26 protein-coding genes and 3 pseudogenes are annotated in these 24,580 nt (G+C 51.1%); 10 read left to right on the top strand and 19 right to left on the bottom strand.

Annotated elements, in window-relative coordinates; translation table 11 throughout:
* Positions 1 to 78: 78 nt before the first annotated feature.
* From HV261_RS21330 to HV261_RS21370, 9 genes are read right to left on the bottom strand one after another with little or no spacing between them, the layout of a single operon-like run.
* Positions 79 to 390: a rod-binding protein gene (locus tag HV261_RS21330; RefSeq protein ID WP_442781058.1), complete on the bottom strand. Its 312-nt coding sequence runs from the start codon at positions 388 to 390 to the stop codon at positions 79 to 81.
* Positions 390 to 1,511 (bottom strand): flagellar basal body P-ring protein FlgI, encoded by a 1,122-nt coding sequence (locus HV261_RS21335; RefSeq protein ID WP_202039402.1) that lies wholly within the window; start codon positions 1,509 to 1,511, stop codon positions 390 to 392. The genes HV261_RS21330 and HV261_RS21335 overlap by 1 nt, the downstream gene beginning before the upstream one ends.
* Positions 1,512 to 1,525: 14 nt before the next feature.
* The gene (gene flgH, locus HV261_RS21340) at positions 1,526 to 2,191 is read right to left on the bottom strand and encodes a flagellar basal body L-ring protein FlgH (protein WP_202039403.1); all 666 of its coding nucleotides are present in this window, start codon (positions 2,189 to 2,191) and stop codon (positions 1,526 to 1,528) included.
* A gap of 26 nt (positions 2,192 to 2,217) precedes the next feature.
* Positions 2,218 to 3,003 (bottom strand): flagellar basal-body rod protein FlgG, encoded by a 786-nt coding sequence (gene flgG, locus HV261_RS21345; RefSeq protein WP_202039404.1) that lies wholly within the window; start codon positions 3,001 to 3,003, stop codon positions 2,218 to 2,220.
* A 30-nt stretch (positions 3,004 to 3,033) separates the two neighbouring features.
* Complete coding sequence (locus HV261_RS21350; protein WP_202039405.1) at positions 3,034 to 3,771, bottom strand: flagellar basal-body rod protein FlgF; 738 nt, start codon at positions 3,769 to 3,771, stop codon at positions 3,034 to 3,036.
* An 11-nt stretch (positions 3,772 to 3,782) separates the two neighbouring features.
* The gene (gene flgE / locus HV261_RS21355; RefSeq protein ID WP_202039406.1) at positions 3,783 to 4,985 is read right to left on the bottom strand and encodes a flagellar hook protein FlgE; all 1,203 of its coding nucleotides are present in this window, start codon (positions 4,983 to 4,985) and stop codon (positions 3,783 to 3,785) included.
* Positions 4,986 to 5,013: 28 nt separating this feature from the next.
* A complete protein-coding gene (locus tag HV261_RS21360; RefSeq protein WP_202039407.1) occupies positions 5,014 to 5,847 on the bottom strand; it encodes a flagellar hook capping FlgD N-terminal domain-containing protein in 834 nt (277 codons plus the stop codon).
* Positions 5,847 to 6,278 carry a flagellar basal body rod protein FlgC gene (gene flgC, locus HV261_RS21365; protein WP_202039408.1) on the bottom strand — a complete coding sequence of 144 codons (432 nt, stop codon included), beginning with the start codon at positions 6,276 to 6,278 and terminating at the stop codon, positions 5,847 to 5,849. Before flgC ends, HV261_RS21360 begins: the two co-directional genes overlap by 1 nt.
* Positions 6,279 to 6,280: 2 nt before the next feature.
* Positions 6,281 to 6,628, bottom strand: a complete 348-nt coding sequence (locus HV261_RS21370; protein ID WP_202039409.1) for a flagellar basal body protein — start codon at positions 6,626 to 6,628, stop codon at positions 6,281 to 6,283.
* 82 nt (positions 6,629 to 6,710) lie between these two features.
* Between HV261_RS21370 and flgA the strand changes: the two genes are divergently transcribed.
* The 6 genes from flgA to HV261_RS21400 all read left to right on the top strand — a co-directional run bounded on the left by flgA (position 6,711) and on the right by HV261_RS21400 (position 13,232).
* Positions 6,711 to 7,481 (top strand): flagellar basal body P-ring formation chaperone FlgA, encoded by a 771-nt coding sequence (flgA, locus tag HV261_RS21375; protein WP_202039410.1) that lies wholly within the window; start codon positions 6,711 to 6,713, stop codon positions 7,479 to 7,481.
* A gap of 96 nt (positions 7,482 to 7,577) precedes the next feature.
* Complete coding sequence (gene flgM, locus HV261_RS21380) at positions 7,578 to 7,868, top strand: flagellar biosynthesis anti-sigma factor FlgM (protein ID WP_202039411.1); 291 nt, start codon at positions 7,578 to 7,580, stop codon at positions 7,866 to 7,868.
* A 12-nt stretch (positions 7,869 to 7,880) separates the two neighbouring features.
* The gene (locus HV261_RS21385; protein WP_202039412.1) at positions 7,881 to 8,309 is read left to right on the top strand and encodes a flagellar protein FlgN; all 429 of its coding nucleotides are present in this window, start codon (positions 7,881 to 7,883) and stop codon (positions 8,307 to 8,309) included.
* Between the two features lie 139 nt (positions 8,310 to 8,448).
* A complete protein-coding gene (locus tag HV261_RS21390) occupies positions 8,449 to 9,393 on the top strand; it encodes a lysine-N-methylase (RefSeq protein WP_202039413.1) in 945 nt (314 codons plus the stop codon).
* A 47-nt stretch (positions 9,394 to 9,440) separates the two neighbouring features.
* Positions 9,441 to 11,996, top strand: coding sequence for a glycosyltransferase (locus HV261_RS21395; protein WP_202039414.1), 2,556 nt, complete (start codon positions 9,441 to 9,443; stop codon positions 11,994 to 11,996).
* 33 nt (positions 11,997 to 12,029) lie between these two features.
* Positions 12,030 to 13,232, top strand: a complete 1,203-nt coding sequence (locus HV261_RS21400) for a CDP-glycerol glycerophosphotransferase family protein (RefSeq protein WP_202039415.1) — start codon at positions 12,030 to 12,032, stop codon at positions 13,230 to 13,232.
* 53 nt (positions 13,233 to 13,285) lie between these two features.
* On the opposite strand, the gene HV261_RS21405 is transcribed toward HV261_RS21400, so the two are convergent.
* The 10 genes and pseudogenes from HV261_RS21405 to HV261_RS21445 all read right to left on the bottom strand — a co-directional run.
* Complete coding sequence (locus HV261_RS21405) at positions 13,286 to 14,707, bottom strand: hypothetical protein (protein ID WP_202039416.1); 1,422 nt, start codon at positions 14,705 to 14,707, stop codon at positions 13,286 to 13,288.
* Positions 14,708 to 14,782: 75 nt separating this feature from the next.
* Positions 14,783 to 15,175, bottom strand: a complete 393-nt coding sequence (locus HV261_RS21410; protein ID WP_202039417.1) for an FAD synthase family protein — start codon at positions 15,173 to 15,175, stop codon at positions 14,783 to 14,785.
* A complete protein-coding gene (fliJ, locus tag HV261_RS21415) occupies positions 15,172 to 15,615 on the bottom strand; it encodes a flagellar export protein FliJ (protein ID WP_202039743.1) in 444 nt (147 codons plus the stop codon). Before fliJ ends, HV261_RS21410 begins: the two co-directional genes overlap by 4 nt.
* Positions 15,615 to 16,958: a flagellar protein export ATPase FliI gene (gene fliI, locus HV261_RS21420; protein ID WP_202039744.1), complete on the bottom strand. Its 1,344-nt coding sequence runs from the start codon at positions 16,956 to 16,958 to the stop codon at positions 15,615 to 15,617. Before fliI ends, fliJ begins: the two co-directional genes overlap by 1 nt.
* Positions 16,951 to 17,661 carry a flagellar assembly protein FliH gene (gene fliH / locus HV261_RS21425; RefSeq protein WP_202039418.1) on the bottom strand — a complete coding sequence of 237 codons (711 nt, stop codon included), beginning with the start codon at positions 17,659 to 17,661 and terminating at the stop codon, positions 16,951 to 16,953. The genes fliI and fliH overlap by 8 nt, the downstream gene beginning before the upstream one ends.
* A gap of 2 nt (positions 17,662 to 17,663) precedes the next feature.
* Positions 17,664 to 18,680 (bottom strand): flagellar motor switch protein FliG, encoded by a 1,017-nt coding sequence (locus tag HV261_RS21430; RefSeq protein WP_202039419.1) that lies wholly within the window; start codon positions 18,678 to 18,680, stop codon positions 17,664 to 17,666.
* Positions 18,661 to 20,316 (bottom strand): annotated as a pseudogene (fliF, locus tag HV261_RS21435) (flagellar basal-body MS-ring/collar protein FliF); the annotation flags it as partial. The pseudogene fliF and the gene HV261_RS21430, both read right to left, overlap by 20 nt.
* A 4-nt stretch (positions 20,317 to 20,320) precedes the next feature.
* On the bottom strand, positions 20,321 to 20,683 hold the full coding sequence (gene fliE / locus HV261_RS21440) for a flagellar hook-basal body complex protein FliE (protein ID WP_202039421.1): 363 nt from the start codon (positions 20,681 to 20,683) through the stop codon (positions 20,321 to 20,323).
* Positions 20,684 to 20,730: 47 nt separating this feature from the next.
* Positions 20,731 to 20,898 (bottom strand): annotated as a pseudogene (locus HV261_RS28040) (helix-turn-helix domain-containing protein); the annotation flags it as partial.
* Positions 20,899 to 20,963: 65 nt separating this feature from the next.
* Positions 20,964 to 21,717, bottom strand: a pseudogene (locus HV261_RS21445) (sigma-54 interaction domain-containing protein); the annotation flags it as partial.
* 595 nt (positions 21,718 to 22,312) lie between these two features.
* On the opposite strand from HV261_RS21445, the gene HV261_RS21450 reads away from it, so the two are divergent.
* From HV261_RS21450 to HV261_RS21465, 4 genes are read left to right on the top strand one after another with little or no spacing between them, the layout of a single operon-like run.
* Positions 22,313 to 23,176 carry a FliM/FliN family flagellar motor switch protein gene (locus HV261_RS21450; protein WP_202039423.1) on the top strand — a complete coding sequence of 288 codons (864 nt, stop codon included), beginning with the start codon at positions 22,313 to 22,315 and terminating at the stop codon, positions 23,174 to 23,176.
* Positions 23,169 to 23,540: a FliM/FliN family flagellar motor switch protein gene (locus HV261_RS21455; RefSeq protein WP_202039424.1), complete on the top strand. Its 372-nt coding sequence runs from the start codon at positions 23,169 to 23,171 to the stop codon at positions 23,538 to 23,540. Before HV261_RS21450 ends, HV261_RS21455 begins: the two co-directional genes overlap by 8 nt.
* Positions 23,537 to 24,295: a flagellar type III secretion system pore protein FliP gene (gene fliP / locus HV261_RS21460; protein WP_202039425.1), complete on the top strand. Its 759-nt coding sequence runs from the start codon at positions 23,537 to 23,539 to the stop codon at positions 24,293 to 24,295. The genes HV261_RS21455 and fliP overlap by 4 nt, the downstream gene beginning before the upstream one ends.
* A gap of 11 nt (positions 24,296 to 24,306) precedes the next feature.
* A complete protein-coding gene (locus tag HV261_RS21465) occupies positions 24,307 to 24,579 on the top strand; it encodes a flagellar biosynthetic protein FliQ (RefSeq protein ID WP_202039426.1) in 273 nt (90 codons plus the stop codon).
* The last annotated feature ends 1 nt before the right edge of the window (position 24,580 follow it).

Raw genomic sequence — 24,580 nt, forward strand, 5'->3', positions numbered from 1 at the left:
GCCCGGATTATCATTAACAACCCTTTCATTACAGAGCGACGGAAACCAGCCTGTTCTTAAGTCGCCACGCGGCCTTTATCATTTTGGGTTATGCGGTGATAGCTGCTTGACGATCATGGCGGCAATGCCGATCCCATGATGTTGGGCAAGCGAGGTGCATAGCTGGTCGTCATAAAACCCCTGCATCATGCGCACCGAATCGCTGTTAAACGGGTTATCCTTTGAGTCAAAGATCTCGTTAGTTTTACGCATTTCTTTCAACATGTTACGCAGAAAAATAGCTTCAAACTGCTGAGCGGCCTTTTGCACATCGTTATCTTTGATTTTCGGCCCCATAAGCGCGTCGCTACCATCGACCCCGCCGCCGCGATGAACCTTGATATCCGCCATTAAATAACCTCCAGGTCAGCATCCAACGCACCGGCTTCATGCAGTGCCTGCAGGATGGACATGATGTCGTCCGGGGTCGCCCCCAGGTTGTTGAGCGCGTTAACCAGCGTTTTCAGGCTGCTGGATTCCGGCAGACTGATCATGCCTGGCCGCGCATGATTCACGGAGATATTGCTCTGCGGGGTGACCGCCGTACGGCCACCAGCAAATGCGTTTGGCTGGCTGACATTGCTGGTTTCATTAATAGAAACTGTCAGGCTACCGTGCGAGACCGCCGCGGCATGCAGCGCAATACCATCCCCCATCACAACCGTGCCGGTACGCGAGTTAAACACAACGCGGGCTCGCACTTTTTCAGCCTGCACCTGAACATCATCAAGTTGCGACATAAACGCCACGCGTGCGCCGGGGCTGGTCGGCGCCTGCACAATAACGTTGGTTGAACTTTGTGCCGTCGCAATTCCCCCAAAGGCGGCGTTAATGGCCCCCGCAATGTGGTTAGCATCTTTAAATGAGGGACGCTTCAGATTCAGCGTAATGGTATTTCCCATCTGAAAATCACTGGGAATTTCGCGCTCTACCGTTGCGCCATTTGGAATGAGTCCGGCGGTTGGCGTATTAACCGTCACGCTGGAGCCACTGGCACCGGTGGCATTCATGCCGCCAACCACCACGCTGCCCTGGGCCAGAGCATAAACTTCACCATCCGCACCGTGCAGTTGGGTGAGCAACAACGTGCCGCCGCGCAGACTTTTAGCATCGCCAATCGATGAGACGGTGACATCAATCGTCTGACCGCGCGAATACATCGGCGGCAGCGTAGCGCTCACCGCAACCGCGGCAACGTTTTTCACCTTCGGGTCGATTTTGCTCGGTAGTTGGACGCCGAACTGGCGCAGCATGTTGGTGATCGTCTGGTTGGTAAATTTCACCTGGTTTTTATCGCCCGTGCCGTCCAGACCGACAACCAGGCTATAGCCCACCAGTTGGTTGCTCCTGACGCCTTGCACGTTCACCAGAGACTCAAGGGATTGCGCCTGCGACGTACCGGGAACAACCAGACAGAGCGCAATAACCACGCCGTTTAACGCCCGTATCCAGCGTCCGCTCAAATATTGCATATCACACTCCGGCATCAGATCGGGAAGAGAGGATGGTTAAACAGACGCGTCAGCCAGCCAGCCGCATTCGCATCACTCAGCGCACCACGCCCGGCATAGGAGATGCGCGCATCCGCAATACGCTGCGAGGACACCGAGTTGTCATTCTGAATATCATCGGCGCGAACCAGACCGCTCAGACGGATATATTCATCCCCCTGATTAAGGGTGAGCCATTTTTCACCGCGAATTTCCAGAATACCGTTCGGCTGAACCGCATGTACCGATACCGTAATTTCACCACGTAAGCTGTTTTGCTGTTGGGACGTTGCGCTACCGGTGAAGTCACGGTTGGCATCAACGGAGCCAGACAGGTTGTCTTTGGTGTGACCAAAAATCGTCGGTGCGCCAATATCAACGGTGTTGTTTTTGCCGAAATTCGTTTTCGCCTGTTTGCTGGATTGCGTGGACTCTTCCAGCATGACGGTCAAAATGTCACCGACCCGGTAAGCGCGGCGGTCTGCCGTTAACGACCAGTTATAGCCGGTTTCAAATACCCCGCCTGCTCGCCCATCCGCCGCTGGCGGTTGTTCCGTTTTGGGTGGCGCAAAATATTCGTCATTCTTTTTAACCAGAATTGCCTGTGATTCGCATCCGCTCAACAGGGGAAGCAGCATCATCAGCCACAGATAATTTTTCACGTTCAGCCTATTTTCACGTTCCCGGGTTACAAGTTCTGACTGACGAACTGCAGCATGTCGTCTGCCGCGGAGACCATCTTGGCGTTCATCTCATAGGCGCGTTGTACCGTAATCATCGCCACCATTTCGTTGACGATATCCACGTTCGACCCTTCCAGCGCGCCAGCCTGCAGCGTACCCAGACCATCCTCGCCAGGAATACCTTCTGTCGGCTGACCGCTGGCAGACGTTTCCAGGTACAGGTTGTCGCCTTCCGCAGAAAGCCCGGCCGGGTTGGCAAAGTTCACCAGCGTAAGTTGGCCCAGTTCGGAAGCATCAGTATCACCGGGCAAAATCGCCGTCACGGTACCGTCCGTACCGATGGTGATACTGGTCGCGCCAGAAGGAATATCGATTTCCGGTTGCAACGGCAGCCCCTGGGCATTTGTCAGTACGCCATCCGCGTTAACCTGAAAATTACCATCGCGGGTATAAGCGATATCGCCATTTGCTTTCTGCACCTGAAAAAAACCCTGTCCCATGATGGCGACATCCAGCGAGTTATCCGTGGTCTCCACATTGCCTTCGGTGAAGGTTTTCTGGGTGCCAACAATGCGCACACCGCTACCAAACTGCATCCCGGTCGGCATCATGTTGTTTTGATCGAGCATCGCGCCCGGCGCTTCCTGGGTCTGATAGAACAGATCCGCGAACATCACCCGGTCGCGCTTAAAGCCTGTGGTATTGACGTTGGCGATGTTGTTGGCAATCGCACTCATCTCAGCATCTTGTGCCGACAGACCGGTTTTACTGATCCATAACGCTGCATTCATAACGCTTTATTCCTGATTAAAAGCGGCCACTCAAGAGCCTGTTAACAGACGATTTCCCGAGTCACTGATATCTTCCGCGGTCTTCATCATTTTGATTTGCGCTTCAAACTGGCGGTTCATCGCAATGGAATTCATCATTTCATTCACTGCCGACACGTTGCTGCCTTCCAGAAAACCACCGCTGACTTTGATGTTTTCATCACGCTGCGCCGGAATGCCATCCGCTGTCACCAGCATGCCCTGCGCATTTTTCGCCAAATTATTGACCGGAATATCCACCAGCTTCAGGCGGTCGATATCCATCGTGGCGGTCACATCGCCGTCATCAGGCGTCACGGAGAGCGTGCCGTCGCTGCCAAACGAGGCAATGGCATTTGGCGGCAGCACGATGGGGCCGTTGTCACCCAGCACCGGATAGCCGTTGATGGTCAGCTGACCCTGGTCATCCTGCTGGATGTTGCCGTTACGGGTATACACTTCGTTGCCATTCTGATCTTCAACCGCGATATAGCCGCTGCCCTGGATAGCGACATCCAGCGGGCGTTCCGTTTTCTCCGCGACACCGGTGCTGTCGTTCACCCCGCTCGGGCTTTCCTGCGCCATGTAGCGCGTGTCAAATCCACCGCCATTCACTTTCTTGTTGCCCGCCAGCGCCATATCCGCGCGGAAACCGTTAGTATTCACGTTAGCCAGGTTGTTGGCGCTAACCTGCTGCTCATACAAGGTCTGGGTGGCACCGCTCAGGGCGGTATAAATCAACCGATCCATTTATCCGCGCCTTACATCGCCTGGAACAGCGCATCATCAAGCTGTGTGCTGGTGGAGATCACTTTGGTGTTGGCCTGGTAATTCCGCTGCGCCGTCATCAGGTCAACCAGTTCGCTGGTGATATCGACGTTGGAACTTTCGAGCATGCCGGAAGAGAGCGTGCCGCACGAACCAGAGCCTGGAACGCCAAGCAGCGGAGAGCCGGAATTGCCGGTCTGCACCCATGCCGTACCGCTCACCGCCTCCAGCCCGTTTTCGTTCGGGAAGGTGGCCAATACAATCTGCCCTTGCAACATCTGTTCGCCGTTGCTGTAGGTGGCATAGACTTTGCCATCGCTATCGACAGAAACGCCGTTCTGGGTCGCGGAGGCATACCCGTTCGCGGAGTTTGTGGTCACGGAGAAATCCGAACCGTATTGGGTGCAACTGTCGTAGTTGAAGGTCATATCAATCGGCGCAGCGGAATCGGTCTGGAACTCAACGGCTTGCGGCGTGGTTGGCGAAGTCAGCTTGCCCGTATTCGGATCGAAGGTGAGCGTGGTCGCAGCGACCCCACTTTGCTGTTCACCGTCGAAGGTGTACTGCACTTCCCAGGTGTTATCGCTCGTTTTAGTGAAGTACTGGCACACAGAGTGCTCATTGCCCAGTGAGTCATACACCGTTGTCGTGTAGCTGTCGGTGTAGGTTTCGCTGTTTGACGGATCAAAGGTCACCGTCGAGCGATCGATAGCGTCATCGCTGGCGTTAAAGTTTGCCGTGAACGTCAGGCTGTCGGTTGCAGAGGCCGGGATGTTACCGGTCTGAATTTGCAGATCGGTTACCGTACCGGTTTGCAATGTACCGGAACTGTCGACCGGGTAGCCCTGCAGATAGTCGCCCGCGGCATTCACGATATAACCGTTTTTATCCGTCTCAAAGGAGCCTGCACGGGTGTAAGTCAGATTTCCTGCACTGTCACACATCACAAAAAAGCCGCTGTCGTTGATCGCCAGATCCAACGCACTGCTGGTGGAAACCTGGGAGCCGCCGCGCGAGATACTTTGCGCGGTTCCGGCAACGCTCACCCCCATTGACTGGCTATTGGCATACATCGCGGAAAACTGAGTGGACTCAGATTTATAGCCGACGGTACCGGCGTTGGCGATATTGTTACTGATGCTGTCTAACTGTTCGTTTACCGCATTCAGCCCAGTCGCTGCAATTTCATAGCTCATGATTTATTCCTGTCATTTAATGCGTATTTCAGGCCACATCACTGTTGGCCGAGTCATCGGTACTGTCACTGCCATCCGGTACGCCGAACTGGCTTATCATGGTGAAGGGAACTTCACCCACCCCGCTGACGTTCAGCACCGGCGTGCTGCCATCAAGGGGAATGCGCACATCCTGAACTTCGCCAGAGACTTCAATCGGGATCTCTTCTTCTCCGGTATCGGTGACCACCGAGACGTCGTAATCACCGGCCGGAATACCGTAGTCGACTGGGTTGATATCAAAATCCACCTGACCGGGTCCGACAGAAGAACTGCCTTGAGGGATGAGCGAAACCGTGTAATCGTCGCCGGCAATATCGGTAAAATGCAGCGTCGCTTCGGTACAGGCATCATCAAGCGTGATGCGCCCGCTAATATCCTCATCGCTCACCTCGAGCGAGGTGGTCTGCACCATAATGTCGTCACCCACCAGGTTGCCCAGCGCCATCACCTGGATATTGCTCATCAGGACGGCATTCGTATTCGCTTGCACACTCATCTCTTCCATCATGGCGACCTGCGCCATCGATGAAAGCTGGTCAATATAGTCAGTGGGATCGGCCGGATCGGTGGGGTCCTGATTTTCAATCTCCGCAACAAACAGCGTCAGGAACGTGTCCACACCGGAGCTGTCGGTCGAGGTCGTCGTTGTGGTGGTCGTTGCCGTACCGCTGGCGTCTGTTGTTGATGATGTGGACGACGAACTGCTGGCCCCCAGATTGCTGCTTTGTGCCGTGGCCCCCACAGTATTCTCAGCAACAGATGTCGTTTCCTGAGAAGAAGAAAGCGCCTGAGATTGGGCGTACAACGCCAGAGCGTTCATCACGCTTCCCCTAATTTGAGTAGACTTTGCTGCATACTTTTAACGTTATTCAGCACATCCACATTGGTTTCAAAATCCCGCGATGCGGACATCATGTCGGCCATTTGTTCCACCACATTGACATCCGGATACCAGACATAACCGTCCTTATCCGCCATCGGATGATGAGGTTCATAACGTTTCTCCGCCCCACCGCTTTGCAACACGTCCTGCACCTGAACACTGGCGCCATCAATCGCGTGCCGGTGATGTCCGTCCATCAGGCTGTTGTGGTAAACGGCGGCAAATACCGGGCTGCGCGCTTTATAGGCCTGTTCCTCGCTACTGGCTGGCGCTTCCGCATTCGCCAGGTTACTGGCCACAGTGTTAAGACGGATGGTTTGCGCCGTCATCGCCGAACCAGAAATCTGATAAATATCAGTAAACGACATGGTTATTTCCCTTCAATGGCCTCTTTCATCCCGCTAATTTGCAGATTCAGAAAGGCCAGACTGCTTTGATAATCCATACTATTTTGCGAAAACCGCGCCTGTTCGGTGTTCAGCTCAACGGTATTACCATCCTCTGAGGGCTGCATCGGTACGCGGTACTTCACGTCAACCGCAGGCAAATTATTTGCGCGGCGTGCCCGTTGCATCTCAGCGGCAAAATCAATATCTTTAGCTTTGAAATTTGGTGTATCGACATTTGCCAGATTCGCAGTCAGTAGCTCGGTCCTCTCAAGACGTAACTTCACTGCCTGCGGATGTACACCCAATGCCTGCTGAAAACTGATCCCCATTTCTTGCATCACTCCTGCGTTGACCTTGCTGTATAAAGCAACGTTCATGCCAACTTTTAAGTGATTGACGAGAAAAGGTTTTATGAAAATACTTTCATGCAGAAGGAAGGTCATTTTCCGCTTCATCGCGGAAACGACGCTGACACTGCTACTCACCTTCCCTGCCAGTGCAACCCTCCACCCTGTGCAACACAGCGCCCGGGAACAGATCAACGCGCGGGTACTGACTGCCGCCAGCGCGGAAATAGATGCGCTGGCGCAAAAACGACAGTGGCGTGACTATCGCTACACCTTCAATGTCTATATCCCGTCAAGGGTCGCGACCGACATCCTGTGTCCCGCGACGCTGCAAATTACCCCCACCTCCCCTCCTGAAACCGCCTTCAATCGACTCAATTTTGATGTTGTTTGCCCAGGAAGCGCCGGCTGGAAGGAGAACGTCACGGTTCGCCCGGATGTGTTCGTACCGGTGGTGATGCCCAAATCGCTGATTGAGCGCGATACGGTGATCACCACCGATGACCTGCAGCTGAAAAAATACAATGTCAGTAATGCGCGCAGTGGCTTGCTCATGCACATGGAAGAGGTCGTCGGCCTGACCAGTAAGCGCGCCCTGCAACCGGGTAAACCGCTTACCCGTAGCGAACTGGTGGAGCCGTTGCTGGTGAAACGCGATCAGCCGGTCATGATTGTTGCCCATATGGCGGGGATCACCGCATCGATGCCCGGCATCGCGCTGAAAAACGGTCGTAAAGGCGACATGATCAGAGTGCGTAATACCAGCAGCCAGCGCGTGATCAGCGGTAGGGTGGATGATGACGGGGTTGTGACCACGGTCAGTACCCCGCAATAGCGTGATTTTTTGTAATGGGATTAAAGTTTCCGTCCGTTATGACCGCTTTACGTCAGTAACTGAAGAACTCTCAGACGGGACATGCACGAGGTTGATATGAAAATAACAGCGACACTGCCCGGGAATCGCCCGGCACCGACAGCATCCGCAACGAACAGCAACAGTAAGAGCATGCCAAAAACCAGCGCCGTGAGCACCACGACACTTTCAGCCGATGATATTACTCAGGCCGGTCTGCAGTCGGCACAACAAACGTTGAATAACGACACCCAGGGCGATGTTGATTACGACAAAGTTGCCCAGATGCAAGCCGCACTGGCCGCAGGCGACCTGCAGGTGGATAACGACCAGTTAGCAAGCGATATGCTCAGTTTTTTCCAGAAATAAGAGGCCTGAACGGTGAGCACGAAACAAGAACAGGTCAAAACACTGCTGCAAGGGATCCGTGAAGACGACAGTGTGTATGATGCGTTGCGCGCGTTGCTGGAACAGCAGCGCCTGTGCATGATCCGCCGCAACTGCGAGGCGCTGTTAGCGGTAAATGAGACCATCCAACAGCATTACGCCCAACTGAGCGCCAGCAGTCAGCAGCGGAGTTCAATTCTGCACGTGTTGGGCGTAAGCCTCAACCGGACCGGGCTGGAGCACATTTTTAGCTGGCTTCCGGGCCCGCATCAACGCGCTGCGCAATCCCGGTGGCGGAGCCTTGAGCAAAAAGCCGAACGTTGCAAAATCTACAACGAAAAGAATGGCGAACTGCTGATCCGCCAGTACGAATTCATTCAGTCTTTTTTAGGTACCGGACCTGATTTTATTTACCATCCCTGAGTTCATGCGCCTTCCACTGCAGCGGAAACCTGGTTTCCGCGCCGCTAACAACCTTTTGATATAGAAAGAATTAAATAATCGGCACGCAAATTGCTTTTTACACGCCAGATGACGATATTGCGATTTCTGAGAACACACTATGCGTATGATTGACTGCTACGAACCAGCGTTTGTCCGTTCGTTTTTATCCCACAACCCTGACTCCCCATTATCAACCCGGATGACATGGCAACATGAAATTCGCCAAAGCCTGATGCTGACCGAAACCGCCAGTTGTGAAGCGGCGCTCGGCGATCCCGACGCGTTTGCCCTGCACGTCAGCCAATGTGCAGCCACCCCAGAGAGCCCGGTGCTATCCCTTCGCGCGCAGACACTGAATCAGGCGGCGCTGAACACGGTAACGCTCGCCGGGTTAACTCCGGAACTACGGCTGTATGCCTTGGGCATTATGCTCTCCTGGTCTGATAAGCTGCCCGGTGAGAGCGACGAAACGCTGGCTAGCCTCGCTTCACAGCCTACTGTCCTCGCCAACTTTGTTGAACAGGGACAGCTGCAGCAACAATTTGCCCTGTTGCCTGCCGTACCACAGCTTCAGCGCACGCTACTGACCCTGATGGGCAGTCTGAGCTTTGATTGGTCAATACTGCCGGACAGCGCACGTAAAACAACGCTGCCTTTGCAGGTAAGCTTGTTGATGTTGCAGGACGCCAACAGCGAGCTGTTGCTGCTGCAGCAGTTACAGACGCAGTGGCATAAAACCCATACCCAGTACTTCGCAAACAACGCCTGGATCTTCAGTAACTATCTGATTTATCGCCTGTACCATGACACATTTCCAGACGCTGACAGAGCCGACGTAACCCAGCGCTATTTTGAGTTGGTCAGCGACTTCTTCCTGTTACGCACATTCTTTAGTCTGTGGACACTGGATGACTCGACGCTAAACCATAACGATATTTACGCCCTGTTCGCGCTATTCGAGCGCTGGCGCCACGGTGGAGAGTCCACATCAGTACGCGAGCAATTGTTGGCCGCTCTGCCTGCGGATTACCTGCTCTCTGCTTTTTCACTGCTGATTTGTTAGCGCCCTTTGACCGGACGAACGCCCGGTCTTTTTCCGCGAAATTCACTATGCCCACATCATCGAAAATTCTGTCTGGCGTCGTAAAAACCCTTGATACCGGACGTGATAAACCGTTTGTTAGCGTCATCACCCCAACCTGGAACCGCCCAGCCTTTTTACCGTGGCTGCTGTACATTTATCGTTATCAGGATTATCCCGCCGACCGCAGGGAGCTGGTGATTCTGGATGATTCACCGCAAAGCTATCTGCCGATCATCCAGCGGCTGACCCAGGGACATCCTGAAGCGCTCAATATCCGTTATATTCATCATCCTGAAAAACTGCCGTTGGGTAAAAAACGGAATATGCTCAACGAGCTGGCCGTGGGTGAATATATTCTGTGCATGGATGACGACGATTTTTATCCGATAGATAAAATCTCTTACACCATTGCGATGATGCAGCGCCATCGGGCGTTAATTTCAGGCTCCGACCAGATCCCCATCTGGTACAGCCATATCAATCGCCTTTTCAAAACCCACCGTTTTGGCCCACAGAACATCCTCAATGGCACGTTTTGCTATCACCGCAATTATCTGAAAAAACACCGTTACATTGATGACTGCAACCTGGGTGAAGAAGCGGGTTTTACCAACCAATTTACCGCTAACCCGCTGCAACTGCCCGGTGAACGTACCATCCTCTGCATTTCACACAGCCAGAACACGTTCGATAAAGATTTTGTGCTGGGTTCCAGTGAACCGTTAGCCGCCGCGCTGGAGCAAACCATCACCGATCCCATGCTGAGAAACTGGTACCTGAGTCTGCATAACGCCACCCATCACCAGCCGCTACAGTGGGATGCGGTCGATCAGGTCGTGGTGGTCAACCTCGATAAACGTCCGGACAGGCTAAGCCAGATCCAGCAGGAACTTGCCCAACTGAATGTCCCGCCAGAGAAGATCACCCGCCTGGCTGCTTGCGACGAAGCAGACGGTCACGCCGGACGTCGTCAGTCACATCTGCAGGTATTGCTCCTGGCACAACAACATGGCTGGAAAAACTATCTGTTGCTGGAAGATGACGCCGTCATTCTGAAACAGGGAAAACATATTCAGGTGCTGAATTCGCTGCTCAACGCGCTGGCAAAATTCCCCTGGGAAGCGATCGTGCTCGGCGGCGAAATCAAACAGGGCACGGTATTGAAAAGCCTGAACGGGGTGATCCACGCTCGCGACTGCAACAAAGTGTGCGCTTATCTGGTCAACAGCCCCTATTACGCCACGCTGGCACAACAGATGCAGCAGGACCTGTCAGACACTCTGGAAGAACGATGGCAGCCGCTGCTACGCGAGGGGAAATGGCTGGCCTGCTATCCGAGTGTTTGCTATCAACGTGCCGGATATAGCAACATCGAGCATAAAGATACCGACAACATTCGCTATTATTTCAATAAAATCAATCAATCACCGACCAGTATTCAGGCGGTGTCGCCGGCACCGTCACAACCCGCTATCGCCCCGAAAAGCAATGCCATCGCCTTCTTTATGGAGACATCATTCCATTACACCGTCTATCAACCCATTATTGCCGCGCTACAGGCGCGGGGACACGCTTGTACGCTGCTGGTTAACGATCGCATTCATAAGCCTTTCCTTGATGAAATGCTGGAAACCCTCAAAAACATCCAGGCCCCCTTGCCTGGCGGCATGCGTATTACCGAAGCTATCAGCCAGCGGCTGCGCTTCACATGCCTGGTGAGTCCCTACTACACGCCGGCACTGAAAAGCATGGCTGATGTCCATGTCCGCGCCATGTATGGTCTGGCTAAAGAAGAGTGGAACCACGCATGGTGGAATACGTTTTACCACCGCATTCTGTGCTACAGCCATTACAGTCAGCAGGCGCTGGACATTAACGGCAGCGCAAAAGTCGTGGGTAATCCGCGCTTTGACAGCTGGCATCAGGGAAAGATTGATACCCTGCTCCCCGCCTCATTAAAACTGGATGCTAAAAAACCCACCCTGCTCTATGCGCCAACCTATGGCGCGTTAAGTTCGCTTCCGCACTGGGCGGAAAAACTGGCGAATTTGAGCCGCGACTTCAATGTTATCTGTAAACTCCACCACGGCACCTGCTCCCGCCCTGAGGAGGCCGCATCGCTGGCACTGGCCAATAAACACCTGAAGAAAAAGGTCGATTCGCCACACTATACGCACGCTCTGCTGGCAAAAGCTGATTTCGTCCTGACCGATAATAGCGGATTTATCTTCGACGCCATTCATGCCAACAAACGCGTCATTCTTCTCAACTGGCCGGGCATGCAGGCATTACTGGATGGACAACAGAGCTACTCCAGTGCGCACAGCGCCGATCAGCGTATCCGCGAGATCCTGCCGGTTGCGGATGATATGCAGACATTACGCTCTGCGCTTGCCGACACTTTCGACTGGGCCGCGCTGGAAAAGCCGTTAAATGACATTCGCCACCACTATTGTGATGCGTTTATGGACGGTCAGGCAGGCATTCGCGCGGCCGAAGAGATCGAGAGCCTGTTGGCGCCTTCACTCCCATTAAACGCAAATACATTGCTGCAAAGCCTGCAGAAAAAACTGTTTAGCTGACAGTCAATAAAATGAATCAGATAGGATTTCAACATGAGCATCAATAACTACCCTGCCGTAGACCATCAGCTCTGCCAGGTTTTATCTCAGGTATCACGTAAAAAGAAAAAAAACAAAAAGCTGATTCTTTTTTTTGATCGTGACGCCTTTGCCGATAATACAAAATACGTGTATCTGCAGATGGTAAAAAACCCGCAGCTGGAATGCCTCTGGTGTACATGGAACGAAAGCGTTTATGACATGCTGGTGCAGCAGCATCTTCCTGTACACCTGATCGGCAAAAGTAATGATGAAACGATCACTTTATTTCTGCAGGCACAAATAGCTATTTTCTGTGTCAATCCACATCATAGTTTGCACCGGAATTGGTCATACTTCGCCTGCCTTGAAGGTGCAAAACATATTCAGCTATGGCATGGCATTTCGGTTAAAAAGCTATTGTTACAGCTTACCCCCTATTTCAGCATGACCGATCCGGGGTTCGGGACATCACTGGCCTGGGCCTCACGGGCCGATTATGTGCTCAGTACTACGCCGGCATTAAATGACTACTGGAGCCAGGTATTTGGCTGCGACAACATCATCAATGCCTCCTACCCGCGCAATGAAGTGATCCTGCGTAATGTTATGCCATTAGAACTGCTGGGCGCACAACTTGATGCCCGCACCCTGAAGGGCATGGCCAGTAAAAGGAAAAAGATATTCATCGCCCCTACATGGCAGCGCTTCGACAATACCGAGCTGTTAAGCAAAGAAGTGCTTACGCAGCTACTTCAGTACACCAACAAAAAAGGGATCGATGTCTTTATAAAAACCCACCCATACATGGCGGTTAACTTTGACGGCAACGCTTTAAAAATTAATAACTTTTACTTTATTGATGCCGGGACGGATGTTTATCCATTTTTGAATCGATTTGATGCGTTGATAACCGACTATTCATCGATCATGTTTGATTTCCTGTTAACACAAAAACCGGTCTTAACGCTGGATATTGCCCCCGGTGAACATGCAAACTTTGAGCCGAACTATGACCTGTTACCCATCAACGATGATTTTCGTTATACCTTCACTCAGAACAACATTGCCACTGTTTTACATCACGCATTATTTAGCGATGATAAAGCCAACATACGGGCGCAAGCGGTGAGTCAGTTATATCCGGGTGACAATATCAATGCCAGCCAGGCGCTGGAATCGGTTATTGTCCGGATTCTGCATGAAGCAGACCATTAAGCATAACATACCCAACCCGCCTCACGATTTGGCCCGTTGGGTATATGATGACGTTAGAGTTCTCGCTGAGAGAGCACACCGCGATTAAACAAGATACTCTGCAGCTTTTTGGCACCATAAATATTCAAATGGTGTCCATCAATAAAGTCAGTATGATTAAAGCGCTCATCAGTAGCAAAATCAACAAGGTGGAAAAAATCTGAATCAAGAGTCTGAAAAAAATCTCTGGCTTTAATTTTTATTCTGCTCTCCAAATTTTCACTGTATCCCCTCGATACCGGTGGGATCAGTAGGTAGACATGGCTTTTACTCTTTTCTGCATCATATTTAATTTCCATCATTTTTTCACAATTCAATGCAAATGAATCATGGTAATTTACATATTTGTTATGTGTCGAAACGACCTCCCGACCACTGTTATAAAGTTGTTCCTCTGTCAGCGATACGGTTGAGTCGATGTTTTTTTGCATTTCATCCAGCTTGTTAGCAATAATATTAGCATCATTACTTTGCTTTTCGTTTTCAACAAGAGTATTACGGCCCAAATAGTAATTATTGACTAAATCATCAACGGGGATGCCGAGGTCAAAAGAAGGTAAGTCTGAAATTTTTTCTGCACCATGAATTCTCTTATCTTCAAAAAACAGATCGGTGAATTTTTTAATTGAATTACGGGCATCGATGTATAACCCAGCACCACCTTTCTTTATTTCCTTGAATAAATCATAGTGACCAAAGCATAATATTATCTGACTTGCATTATGGTTATTTTTCATTCTAAAAAATAAATCATGCGCGCTGGCTATATCCAAACCAGGAATTGAGAAGCTCAACGAATTCATGGAGTTGATATGAGTTAAGGCATGGTGTGCATATGATGAACCAAAAATAATCGTGTCACACGTTATTTTCATCAATCGGTGGTATTGATATGAAAGAAACTCACAGTATCGATCAATGTCCCGATGATTATTTTGCCACTGGTCTTCATGGAGATAATGAGCGAAAGGTTGGCCAATATCGCCTTTTAATACGGCATGACTACCCGCATAGTCGTAAGCCAGCAGTGATAACCGGCTCTCTGACAATGCCGGCTTTATTTTACATCTATCAAAACAGGGTTGTTCAATATCAAAAAAAACCAGATTTACATTTTGCTTAGATATCTTTTCTTTAAACGTAATGAAAGATTTCTGACTTCCACAAAAATAAACATCCAGCAGTGTGTCATTTAAAATTGACAAATAAAAAGAACAACTCGCCGCATAAAACCCTGCTATTTTTTCTGTTGTAAACTCTTCACACAGATAGAAAAGCGCATCAATAAATGTAATGGTTTCATGCGTATCATTAAAGTACCCGGCATTCTGCAGAATGAACTCCTTTAAGATTATTGCATCGGATATATCTTTATTCTGATTTAGCAATAAAATCAAACGCCGTAGATGGAGTAAAAAGCTAACATGGCTATTCATGAGATAGTCCTTCAGACCCAGAGGTGTGGTGCACAAATTGAATTTCACCGCATCTGTATGCACTAATACTAACTATTAATACGTTTTGATTACTTCAATAATTGAGGTCGTCGACACTGCGGGCGTGCGCGGAAAATAAACCACTTCGCAAAGATACGAGAAACTATCAAAGCGTCCGGCCCAATCATCTCCCATGACCAGGGTATCGGCTTGAAACTGGCGAATGTAGCCCGCTTTTTGTTCCAGCGATTCTTCGAGAAACACGCTATCCACACATTTAAGACTGGCGACGATATCCATCCGTTCGCTTTGACTGTACACCGGTGCCCGGCCTTTCTTCTGTATATTGAGCGCATCTGATGAGACGCCAACAATCAGCCGTTCGCCCAGTTTTTCAGCACGCTGAAGAATGCGCAAATGGCCAATATGGAAAACATCAAACGTACCGAAGGTGATTATCGTTTTCATACCAGTCCCTGTATTTTCTGTCTTAACCAGCACTGCGCAGCGATTTCATCCACCGCTTTCTGTTCTTTCACCTGCGTTTCATCGTGGAGCGCATGGCATTTTTCATCCAGCATCATCGCCACAATTTTTTCGTCACATGCCGCGGAAATCAGGTTTTTCTGGATGCGTGATTCTTTAATTTTAGCCAGTGTTTTCTCCTGCTCTTGCCAGGCAATGACCGTGCGTAGCGTGCCTTTATAACCCGTCACGTTTTTGAGCGATTCAACAGAAGGGACATCAACACCCGTACTGGTTTTTTGGATGAGATAGTCGAGGGCTTTGATGTTATTTTCATAACCCGCACAAACCTGCCGCTGCTTCGCAAGCTGTACGGTCACGTCTTTTACCGCTTTGTCTCGCAGGCGTTGCAATTGCGCAAGGGTATTGATCATCTGCTGCATCATGACTTACCTTCTGCTTTTTTTGCCACCGGGAAAAGAGTCTGCAAGCGGCTTTGCACCAATTCAAGAGAGGCGGGTTCGCTGACTTCCTGACGCAGAAAACGCTCTATCGCGGGGAAGACTTTAACGGCCTTATCGACACCGGGATCGGCCCCCGCGACATAGCCGCCTAAGGGGATCAGCGGCTTAATTTCCATATAGGCGGCATAGTGTTGTTTCAACAAACGGGCCGACTGCTGATGGGCGGTGGGAGTGACCTGTGTCATGCAACGGCTGATCGACTGCCCAATATCAATAGCCGGATAATGCCCCGCCTCTGCCAGCTTGCGGGTCAGAACAATGTGCCCATCCAGCACGGCGCGTGCGCAATCAACGATCGGATCCTGCTGATCGTCACCCTCAGCCAGAACCGTATAAATGGCGGTCATGGACCCTTCACTTTCACTATTGCCCGCGCTTTCCACCAGCTTCGGGATCATGCCAAACGCCGATGGTGGATACCCTTTCGTTGCCGGCGGCTCGCCAAGCGAGAGTGCAATCTCACGCTGCGCCATGGCATAACGGGTTAACGAATCCACCAGCAGTAAAACGTGATGCCCGCGGTCACGAAACCAGGCAGCGATAGAGTGACAAAGCTCGGTGGCTTTCAGGCGCATCAGCGGTGATTCATCCGCTGGCGCTGCCACAATAATGGATTTGGCCAACCCTTGCGCACCGAGCGAGTGATCGATGAACTCTTTGACTTCACGACCTCGTTCGCCAATTAAACCCACCACCACAATCTCGGCTTTGGTCTGGCGCGTAATCATCCCCAACAGGACGCTCTTCCCTACGCCGCTTCCGGCCATAAGCCCCACACGCTGGCCTTTGCCGATCGTTAACAGACCATTAATCGCTTTGACGCCAACATCCAGCGGCTGATTCACTGACCGACGGCTAAGAGGATTGATTGACGGCGCCTGAGGCGGTAGTACGTCGTTGCCGCTAAGCCGCCCTTTGCCATCCAGCGGTTCTCCCAGACCGTTAACCACGCGTCCCAACCAGCTATCGCCGATCAGGATCTCCTGCGCTTTCTCTTCCGGAAAAACCCGTGCGCCCGCCATCAGGCCGACCGGATGTTTAAAAGGCATCAGATAGGTAATATCACGGTTGAAACCGACGGCCTGCGCATCGATAAGAATGTGGTTCGCGCTTTCAATCCGGCAAAGCTGACCGGTAACCAGTGGGCACCCTACGCTCTCCAGCAAAATCCCGTTAACGCGTACCAGCCGTCCGGCGACCCGGGCCAGCGGGATCGCCTCAATCGAGCGCAACGCATTATCGAAAGCGGAAAAATCACTCACCCTGCGGCTCTGGAACCAGTGATTCATTGAGCGCCGTCATGCACTGTTCCAGTCGATGCTCACAGCCAATATCCAGCTCCGATTTATCGGTTACCACCCGGCATTCCCCCGGCTGTAGATCCGCGGAAGGCGTAAGCCCCCATTCGCTGACTTTCTCCGGTGCGGCATCCTTGATACGGTTAAACTCGTCGTTGCTCAGCAGCACCTGCAAGGCGTCCGGTATGGTCGGAAAAGCGGACAGCGCCTCTTCCACCAGCGCCAGCAACTGTGTCGGCTGCAGCGCCAGTTCGCAGCGGATCACCTGACGGGTCACTTTCTCCACCAGTTGCAGCAGGTCTTCCCGCTGTTTACGCTGTGCATGTACCAGGTAGTCATTCACTTTGCCTGAGAGACTGTCCAGAGGCTGCGCCGCCACAGCAAACTGCTTACGCCCTTCCTGCTGCCCGGCAAGGCTGCCTTCGGTATACCCCAGCCGAATGCCCTCTTCATGGCCCTTCTGATGTCCTTCCTGGAAGCCCTGCTCCTGACCTTCAGCCATTCCCTGCTCAAAGCCTTTTTGCAGCCCTTCCTGAAAACCATCCATCAGCTGGCGCTGATAATCCGCAGCCGTCATACCCGGCGTGAGTGGCTCACTCGGCGCATGACGGTGGCGAGGAGGGAAACGGTGCAGCCGGTAACGGCCACGAATAGTGTCAATCGCCATGTTTACTCCGCGGTCTGTTCGGCAAACAGCTGCAACTGAATGTCACCCGCTTCCTCAAGCTCACGGGCAATCCCCATAATTTCACGACGGATTTGTTCAATGCGGCTCACTGGAACCGGACCCAGACGCGAGGTTACCGCCTCCAGTTGCTGAGCCTGACGTTTGGGCATCACGGCGAAAATAGAGCGACGCAGCATCGCCTCGGTGCCCTTCAGCGCAACGGCCCAGTCTTCCATCGGCACTTCGTCCAGCAGGCGGCGCCGCACCTCTTCGCTTTGGCGGCTGAGAATAAAGAAGTCGTACATCTCATCCTGTAACTGTTCGAGCACGTCTTCATCACGCTCGCGCATCTGGTCGAGGATCACCTGCTGATTCCCCTGGAAGCGGTTGACGATATCCGCCGCCTGCTTGATGCCTTTCACCTTCGAACCATGCTCAGAAAGCACCGAGAGCCCGCGTTCGATCAATCGATCGAGTTCATCCACGACATCACGGTTTACATCGTTGAGCTTGGCAACCCGATACAGGATCTCGTTTTGTACGGACTCATTCATATAAGACAGTACCGTGGCCGAGATTTCCGGCGTCAAAAAGGCCAGGAATACCGCCTGTAACTGCAAATGTTCTTCTGAGATCAATATTGCCAGTTGGCGGGGTTCAACCCATTGCAGACGCGCCATACGTGAGCGGATTTCATCACCATAAATCCCGTTGATCACGCTGCTGGCGATTTCCGTGCCCAGCGCTTTATTCAGGATCCCCTGTAGCATGGCGCGCGAGGCCCCGTTAATGCCGCTTTGTTCGCGGAACTCGTCAAAAAAATTGTTAATGACTTTCCTTGCCATGCTGGTTTTCACCCCAGAAAGGCGCGCCATATTTTCACTCAGGCGGACCACCTCTTCACGGCTGAGCTTTTGCATTACCGTCGCCGCCGCCTCTTCTCCCAGGCACAGTAATAAAATTGCGGCCTGTTCCAGGTAGCTGTTGCTGCTACCGTTACTTGTTGTCAATTCGCTCATTGCTGGTTATCCATTGTCTGAGAACTTCAGCTACGCGATCGGTGTCGCTCATCGCCAGTTTTTGCAGGAACTCCAGCTTCACTTCCAGACCAGAACTCTGCGAAGGCAAACTGTCATCGCCAGGGAAAGAAGGCAGCTCAACGCTTTTACGCTCATCATCGGCTGCTGAAAAATGGGGTTCTGTGGCAGGGATCGCCAGTGCTGGTTCCGCCAGAACCGTGTTCTGACGTAATGCGGTCAGCCGTTTCATGACCGGACGCACAACAAAAAACAGCAACAGTAGCGCCAACAAGCCACAACCGAGCATGCGCACCCAGGCCAGAACGCTGTCATCCTTCCAGAACGGAATAACCGGCTCGACCGGCGTTGCCTGGGGGACAAAGCTGAGCATTGACAGCGTCAGGTTATCGCCGCGCTGGGCGTTAATTCCCGCGGCGTTGTTCAGCAGCGCCGTCAGTTGCGTGGTCTGTTCCGGCTTCCAGTTTTTCAGTGCCGGTGCGCTTTGGTTAAGTACCACCGCCACATTCAGTCGCTTCACCGCAAAGCCCGGATACTGAATATGCTGCACGCTGCGATCGTATGAGTAATCACGCTTGTTCTCGCTGTGCTTCGACAACGCCGCTGGCGTGTTGCTTTCGGACTCCGGCTTATTACCCGCGCTAACCTGGTTTGGCGCTATCGGTGGACGATTACTGAGTGACCCCGGAATGCCCATCGCAATCTGACTGGTATCACTATCCTGTACGTTCTCTTCCCGATTCAGCTTCGGCGCATCGCCGTAGTGTTCCTGCGTTTCGTCAATATTGCTCAGATCGAGATCCGGCATCACGCTGATCCGGTAGTTGCCGATCCCCACCAGCGAGTCCAGCACGTTTGCCACGCTGGCGCGGGTTTTATCCTGAATATCCTGCAGAACCTGATCGTGTTTGCGCGTTGCTGCTGACACGACCTCTCCCGCGCCGATCCCGTCGGTCAGTAGGTTGCCCGCTTGATCGACAACGCTGACTTTGGCGGCATCCAGCCCCGGAATACTGCCGGAGACCAGATGAACGATGGCATTAACCTGATCCATGCCGAGCTTAGCGCCATAGTGCAGACGAACCACGACCGAGGCGCTGTTTTGCGGTTCATCGCTGACGACAAACGAACTTTCTTCATTCAGCGCCAGATGCACGCGTGCGCTTTCTACCGCATCCAGCGTCATGATGCTCTGAGCCAGTTCCCCTTCCATGCTGCGTTTATACCGCACGTTCTGCACGAACTGGCTACTACCCAGTACCTCATCTTTATCCATCAGCTCGTAGCCGCTGGGTAACATCGCCTGCACCCCTTTGGCGGCAAGCGTCATTCGTGCTTTAGAGAGCGTCTCTTCCGGCACCAGAATCTGCCCACTTTGCGGGTCGATACGATATTGCAGTTTTTCACCGTCCAGTACGCTGACAATCTGCGAGACAGGCAGGTTCTCCTGGCTACCGTACAGCGAGACGTAACCGTGATTGCCATTCCACAGCAGGCTGATAATTATCGCCGTTGCCGCCACGGCCGCCGCCGCCAGCACGGCCCAGCGCTTGTTGCCATCCAGCCTGATATTCAGTGCCGGGAGCGATTGCGTTAACTTCTTAATAAGCTCGTTCATAGCGTTAGATAGACATACTCATCAGATCATTAAACCCGCTGGCAATTTTGTTTCTGACCTGCACCAGCGCAGAAAATGACAAAGACGCCTGCTGGCCCGCAATCATTGCTCCCGCCAGATCGTCACTTTTCCCCGTATCAATGGCGGTTTGCTTTTGCTCTGCAACCTGCTGAAAGCTATCAACATGATTCAGCGCGCCTTGCATGATGCTATCGAATGAGACCAGGGAAGACGCTGAGGGTGTGCCAACGGTATCAATCTGTCGTGCAGAGATGACGGGGGTTTGGACCGCCGCGTTCATCTGCTGCATATCCTGCATCATTTGCGTCTGCATCGTACTGGCTGGGGCTATCGTATTTATGCTCATGACCTACTCTTAAAATGTAAAAAGCGTTCTCGGGAGTACAGATGGGTTCAGGAGAAAATTTCTATTCCCTGCTTTCGCATTGACGCCAGACGATAACGCAGTGCACGTGGGGTAATGCCTAATAAATCAGCGATTTTGGTTTTATTTCCCTGATATTTACGCATTAGATCGGCAATATATTGATACTGCGCACTGCGGCCATGTTGACCCAGGTTGTCGCTGGTGGTGATTGGCAAGGAGACCCGAGGCTGCCATTCTGGTTCGCACCAGCTATCCGACTCGGTTGATGGAATGCCTAACGTATCGGGATAAATTACCCCATCACGATTAAGGATCATGCCTCGCTGAATCGCGTTTTCAAGCTGGCGCACATTCCCCGGCCAGGCATAACTGAGTAGCGCACGGCGCGACGATTCAGAGAGTTTGATGTTTTTGACTAATACGGTGGAGTATTTTTTGATAAAGGATTCAGCCAGCGGAATAATATCTTCCATACGTTCCCGCAGCGGCGGCATGGTCACAGGAATCACGGACATCCGATAATAAAGATCTTCTCTGAAACGACCTGCCGCAACCTCTTCTTCAAGATTCTTATTGGTACAGGCAATTAAACGAAAATTTAATTTTATCAAACGATTACTGCCTAAACGTTCAACCTGCTGCTCCTGCAACACACGTAATATTTTGGCTTGTAGTGCTAATGGCATATCACCAATCTCATCAAGCAGCAAAGTACCGTTGTTGGCTAATTCCATTTTCCCCGGCACGGTGGCTACCGCGCCGGTAAAAGCGCCTTTATCATAGCCAAATAATGTGGCTTCGAGCATATTTTCTGGAATAGCGGCGCAGTTTACGCCGATGTATGGCGCATGTTGTTCCGCAGAAAAGGCGATGGCGTGAATAAATTTAGCAACGCATTCTTTTCCAGTACCTGTTTCGCCATGAATAAGTACAGGAACATTAAAAGCAGCAATTCGTCTGGCCAATGAAAAAGCATTGATGCTGGAAGCGGCTTCAGCAATAAGTTCAAACATGATTATCTTTCACTTTGAAGTAAAATTAACATCCATTACGAGAAATATATGCATTGTTCCAGAGAACAATCATCGAACAATAGATATCACCCGTGCCATGTTTTAATACCATCCTTGCTCATGTTGTGCTGCATCTTCAACAGACAGCCCCATTGAAATCGGGTTTCAGGCAGGTCTTTCCTAAAAAAAATACTATCACTGGTGGTATTAACAATCTCAAATTAAACAATAATAAAAATATTATTTAAATAAAAACAACAAGTTACATAGAATTTTAAGTGAGAATAGATTATGTAAACAATCCCCAAAAGCATGAGAAACAAAAGACGTGACGTCTGTTTGAAATGATTAATTATTTTTTAATTATAGCTCAACGCAATTAATAACTTGCAGCAAAGAACGACAAACCATTTAATACCAAGCCCTGCATCACCGACGATCGCAGGTACTCTACTCCATAATTAATGGACTTCGACAGTATGAGAACAGCGTCAGGGATGAACAGTAAACCATATGTTTTTTTCAACACCTTTAATCAGCGAGGAATTGGCTCTCAATTCGTCCGCTACAGAACTTACAGCAGAGAAAGTGCACCATGCTGAAATATAGTCAAACGCCTGGCATCTTTAAACTTGAAGGAAACAGGCTGGGACGTCCATATCATCGACTACCGACTATGTTTACGGGTAATTTTGATACAATTGAATCACATCTCGGAAACTACTTTCTTAAAAAACATCGCACAAATATAACACTCAGAAAAATAAACTGTGAGATGGATGTTATTAATAAAAGTGCTGAATTATTGGTTTCTCAAGTCGGCAATCTGGCGTTTGATATCGATCGCGCATTATTGCTAATGCTGTTAGGTAATTTTTACGGTCTGACGTCATCCCTTGCGGATGAAAAACCACATAATGATTTACCTACCAAAACAGAAATTCGGTTGAAAAGCCGGCTGGCACTGGATATTAGCCATATTATTTTTAATAAAAATATATCGGGAATTCCACTGACGCTTAAATCTGACAGCAGCACCGTCCAGACTCACTGGGCATACCAGCTGACGTTTATATTAGGTGATGATGAAAACTGCAGTTTCAGGATTTTACTGGATGATTCACATACCGATTACATTCTGAATTTAATTCGCCATAGCGAACACGGCGATAAAAAAAAGCAGATTGACCGTGCCACTACCGGGACGCGGAAGAAAACGCTGGTAAAAGAGATTATTAACACCCTGCCTCTGACCATGAGCGTCAAGATCGCAGAGATTCCCCTGAATGTTGCCGACCTGGCGACGATTAAACCCGGCGATATTTTACCCATCGCAATGCCTGATGCTTTCCCGGTGTATATCGGAAAGTCCGAATTATTTAAAGCCTTGATCGTCGAGGATAAAGACAAACTGTTTTTGTCCGAATTAACGAGTAAGACGGAGAAATCCTATGAGTAAGCCAGAAGATATTTTAGAGCAAGGTTTCGAATTAGCCCCCGAAACGGCAGCCTCACCCGCACCGTCGGTAACCGAATCGCTGGTTACGCGTTTAGAAGATCGCTTTTCTGAATCCATGGCCCTCCTGAAACGCATTCCGGTCACGCTGACACTGGAAGTTTCCTCGGTAGAGATCATGCTGGCCGATTTGCTGAATATAGACGACGACACGGTGATTGAAATGGACAAACTCGCCGGTGAACCACTGGATATTAAGGTCAACAATATCCTGCTCGGAAAAGCGGAAGTCGTGGTGGTCAACGAAAAGTATGGCCTGCGTGTTCTGGAGTTCAACACGCACGAAATCAACGACCTGGCACCATGAAACTCGCGTCAAAACTCACGCTCGCGTTGGGTCTCTCTTTAATCATCCTGTCGCCACTGGCCCACGCACAGGGTGGAGACATCACGCTACTGAATGTGGTTACCCACGGAAATAGCCAGGAATATAGCGTCAAAATTCAGGTCCTGATCCTGATGACCCTCGTCGGTTTGCTTCCGACGCTGGTGCTGATGATGACCTGTTTTACCCGCTTTATCATTGTGCTGTCGCTATTACGTCAGGCGCTCGGTCTGCAAACCACGCCCCCCAACCGCATTTTGATTGGTATCGCACTCTGTTTAACCATGCTGGTCATGCGTCCGATCTGGATAAACATCTACGATCACGCCGTTGTTCCGTTTGAAAACGACCAGATCACGCTGAGCGATGCCCTGAGCACCGCCGCCTCGCCGTTGAAGCGATTTATGCTGGCGCAGACGAACAAGAAGGCGATGGCCCAAATCATGACCATTGCCGATGCCAAAGGAAATGCCGCCGATCAGGATCTGTCGATTATTGTCCCGGCATATGTGCTGAGTGAGCTGAAAACGGCTTTCCAGATTGGCTTCATGATTTATATCCCGTTCCTGGTCATTGACCTGATCGTCGCCAGCGTCCTGATGGCGATGGGGATGATGATGCTCTCACCGCTCATTGTTTCACTGCCCTTTAAGCTGATGTTGTTCGTGCTAATTGATGGCTGGTCGCTGACGGTAGGTACGCTGACATCCAGTATTCGCGGTCTGGGACTGGGATAAACGAGGCTCGCATGTTAACCATTGATGTAGCCGCAGACATTGTCGCCAGCGGCATAAAAGTTGTCATTATTCTGGTCTGCATTTTGGTCGTTCCCAGCCTGCTGGTTGGCCTGCTGGTCAGCGTGTTTCAGGCGGTAACCCAAATTAACGAACAAACGCTCAGCTTTCTACCGCGCCTTATCGTCACACTGGCGGTGCTCGGGGTTTGCGGAAAATGGATGATCGTCCAGTTGAACGACCTGTGTATTCATTTATTCACTCAGGCCGCCATTCTGGTGCACTGAC

This window comes from Citrobacter sp. RHBSTW-00671 (assembly GCF_014103415.1).
Lineage (GTDB): Bacteria > Pseudomonadota > Gammaproteobacteria > Enterobacterales > Enterobacteriaceae > Citrobacter.

Bases quoted from the DNA above. Each gene is read 5' to 3' on its own strand.
- HV261_RS21330 (WP_442781058.1), bottom strand. From the start codon at position 390: ATGGCGGATATCAAGGTTCATCGCGGCGGCGGGGTCGATGGTAGCGAC.
- HV261_RS21335 (WP_202039402.1), bottom strand. From the start codon at position 1,511: ATGCAATATTTGAGCGGACGCTGGATACGGGCGTTAAACGGCGTGGTT.
- flgG (WP_202039404.1), bottom strand. From the start codon at position 3,003: ATGAATGCAGCGTTATGGATCAGTAAAACCGGTCTGTCGGCACAAGAT.
- HV261_RS21350 (WP_202039405.1), bottom strand. From the start codon at position 3,771: ATGGATCGGTTGATTTATACCGCCCTGAGCGGTGCCACCCAGACCTTG.
- flgE (WP_202039406.1), bottom strand. From the start codon at position 4,985: ATGAGCTATGAAATTGCAGCGACTGGGCTGAATGCGGTAAACGAACAG.
- HV261_RS21360 (WP_202039407.1), bottom strand. From the start codon at position 5,847: ATGAACGCTCTGGCGTTGTACGCCCAATCTCAGGCGCTTTCTTCTTCT.
- flgC (WP_202039408.1), bottom strand. From the start codon at position 6,278: ATGTCGTTTACTGATATTTATCAGATTTCTGGTTCGGCGATGACGGCG.
- HV261_RS21370 (WP_202039409.1), bottom strand. From the start codon at position 6,628: ATGGGGATCAGTTTTCAGCAGGCATTGGGTGTACATCCGCAGGCAGTG.
- flgA (WP_202039410.1), top strand. From the start codon at position 6,711: ATGAAAATACTTTCATGCAGAAGGAAGGTCATTTTCCGCTTCATCGCG.
- flgM (WP_202039411.1), top strand. From the start codon at position 7,578: ATGAAAATAACAGCGACACTGCCCGGGAATCGCCCGGCACCGACAGCA.
- HV261_RS21390 (WP_202039413.1), top strand. From the start codon at position 8,449: ATGCGTATGATTGACTGCTACGAACCAGCGTTTGTCCGTTCGTTTTTA.
- HV261_RS21395 (WP_202039414.1), top strand. From the start codon at position 9,441: ATGCCCACATCATCGAAAATTCTGTCTGGCGTCGTAAAAACCCTTGAT.
- HV261_RS21400 (WP_202039415.1), top strand. From the start codon at position 12,030: ATGAGCATCAATAACTACCCTGCCGTAGACCATCAGCTCTGCCAGGTT.
- HV261_RS21405 (WP_202039416.1), bottom strand. From the start codon at position 14,707: ATGAATAGCCATGTTAGCTTTTTACTCCATCTACGGCGTTTGATTTTA.
- HV261_RS21410 (WP_202039417.1), bottom strand. From the start codon at position 15,175: ATGAAAACGATAATCACCTTCGGTACGTTTGATGTTTTCCATATTGGC.
- fliJ (WP_202039743.1), bottom strand. From the start codon at position 15,615: ATGCAGCAGATGATCAATACCCTTGCGCAATTGCAACGCCTGCGAGAC.
- fliH (WP_202039418.1), bottom strand. From the start codon at position 17,661: ATGGCGATTGACACTATTCGTGGCCGTTACCGGCTGCACCGTTTCCCT.
- HV261_RS21430 (WP_202039419.1), bottom strand. From the start codon at position 18,680: ATGAGCGAATTGACAACAAGTAACGGTAGCAGCAACAGCTACCTGGAA.
- fliE (WP_202039421.1), bottom strand. From the start codon at position 20,683: ATGAGCATAAATACGATAGCCCCAGCCAGTACGATGCAGACGCAAATG.
- HV261_RS21450 (WP_202039423.1), top strand. From the start codon at position 22,313: ATGCTGAAATATAGTCAAACGCCTGGCATCTTTAAACTTGAAGGAAAC.
- HV261_RS21455 (WP_202039424.1), top strand. From the start codon at position 23,169: ATGAGTAAGCCAGAAGATATTTTAGAGCAAGGTTTCGAATTAGCCCCC.
- fliP (WP_202039425.1), top strand. From the start codon at position 23,537: ATGAAACTCGCGTCAAAACTCACGCTCGCGTTGGGTCTCTCTTTAATC.
- HV261_RS21465 (WP_202039426.1), top strand. From the start codon at position 24,307: ATGTTAACCATTGATGTAGCCGCAGACATTGTCGCCAGCGGCATAAAA.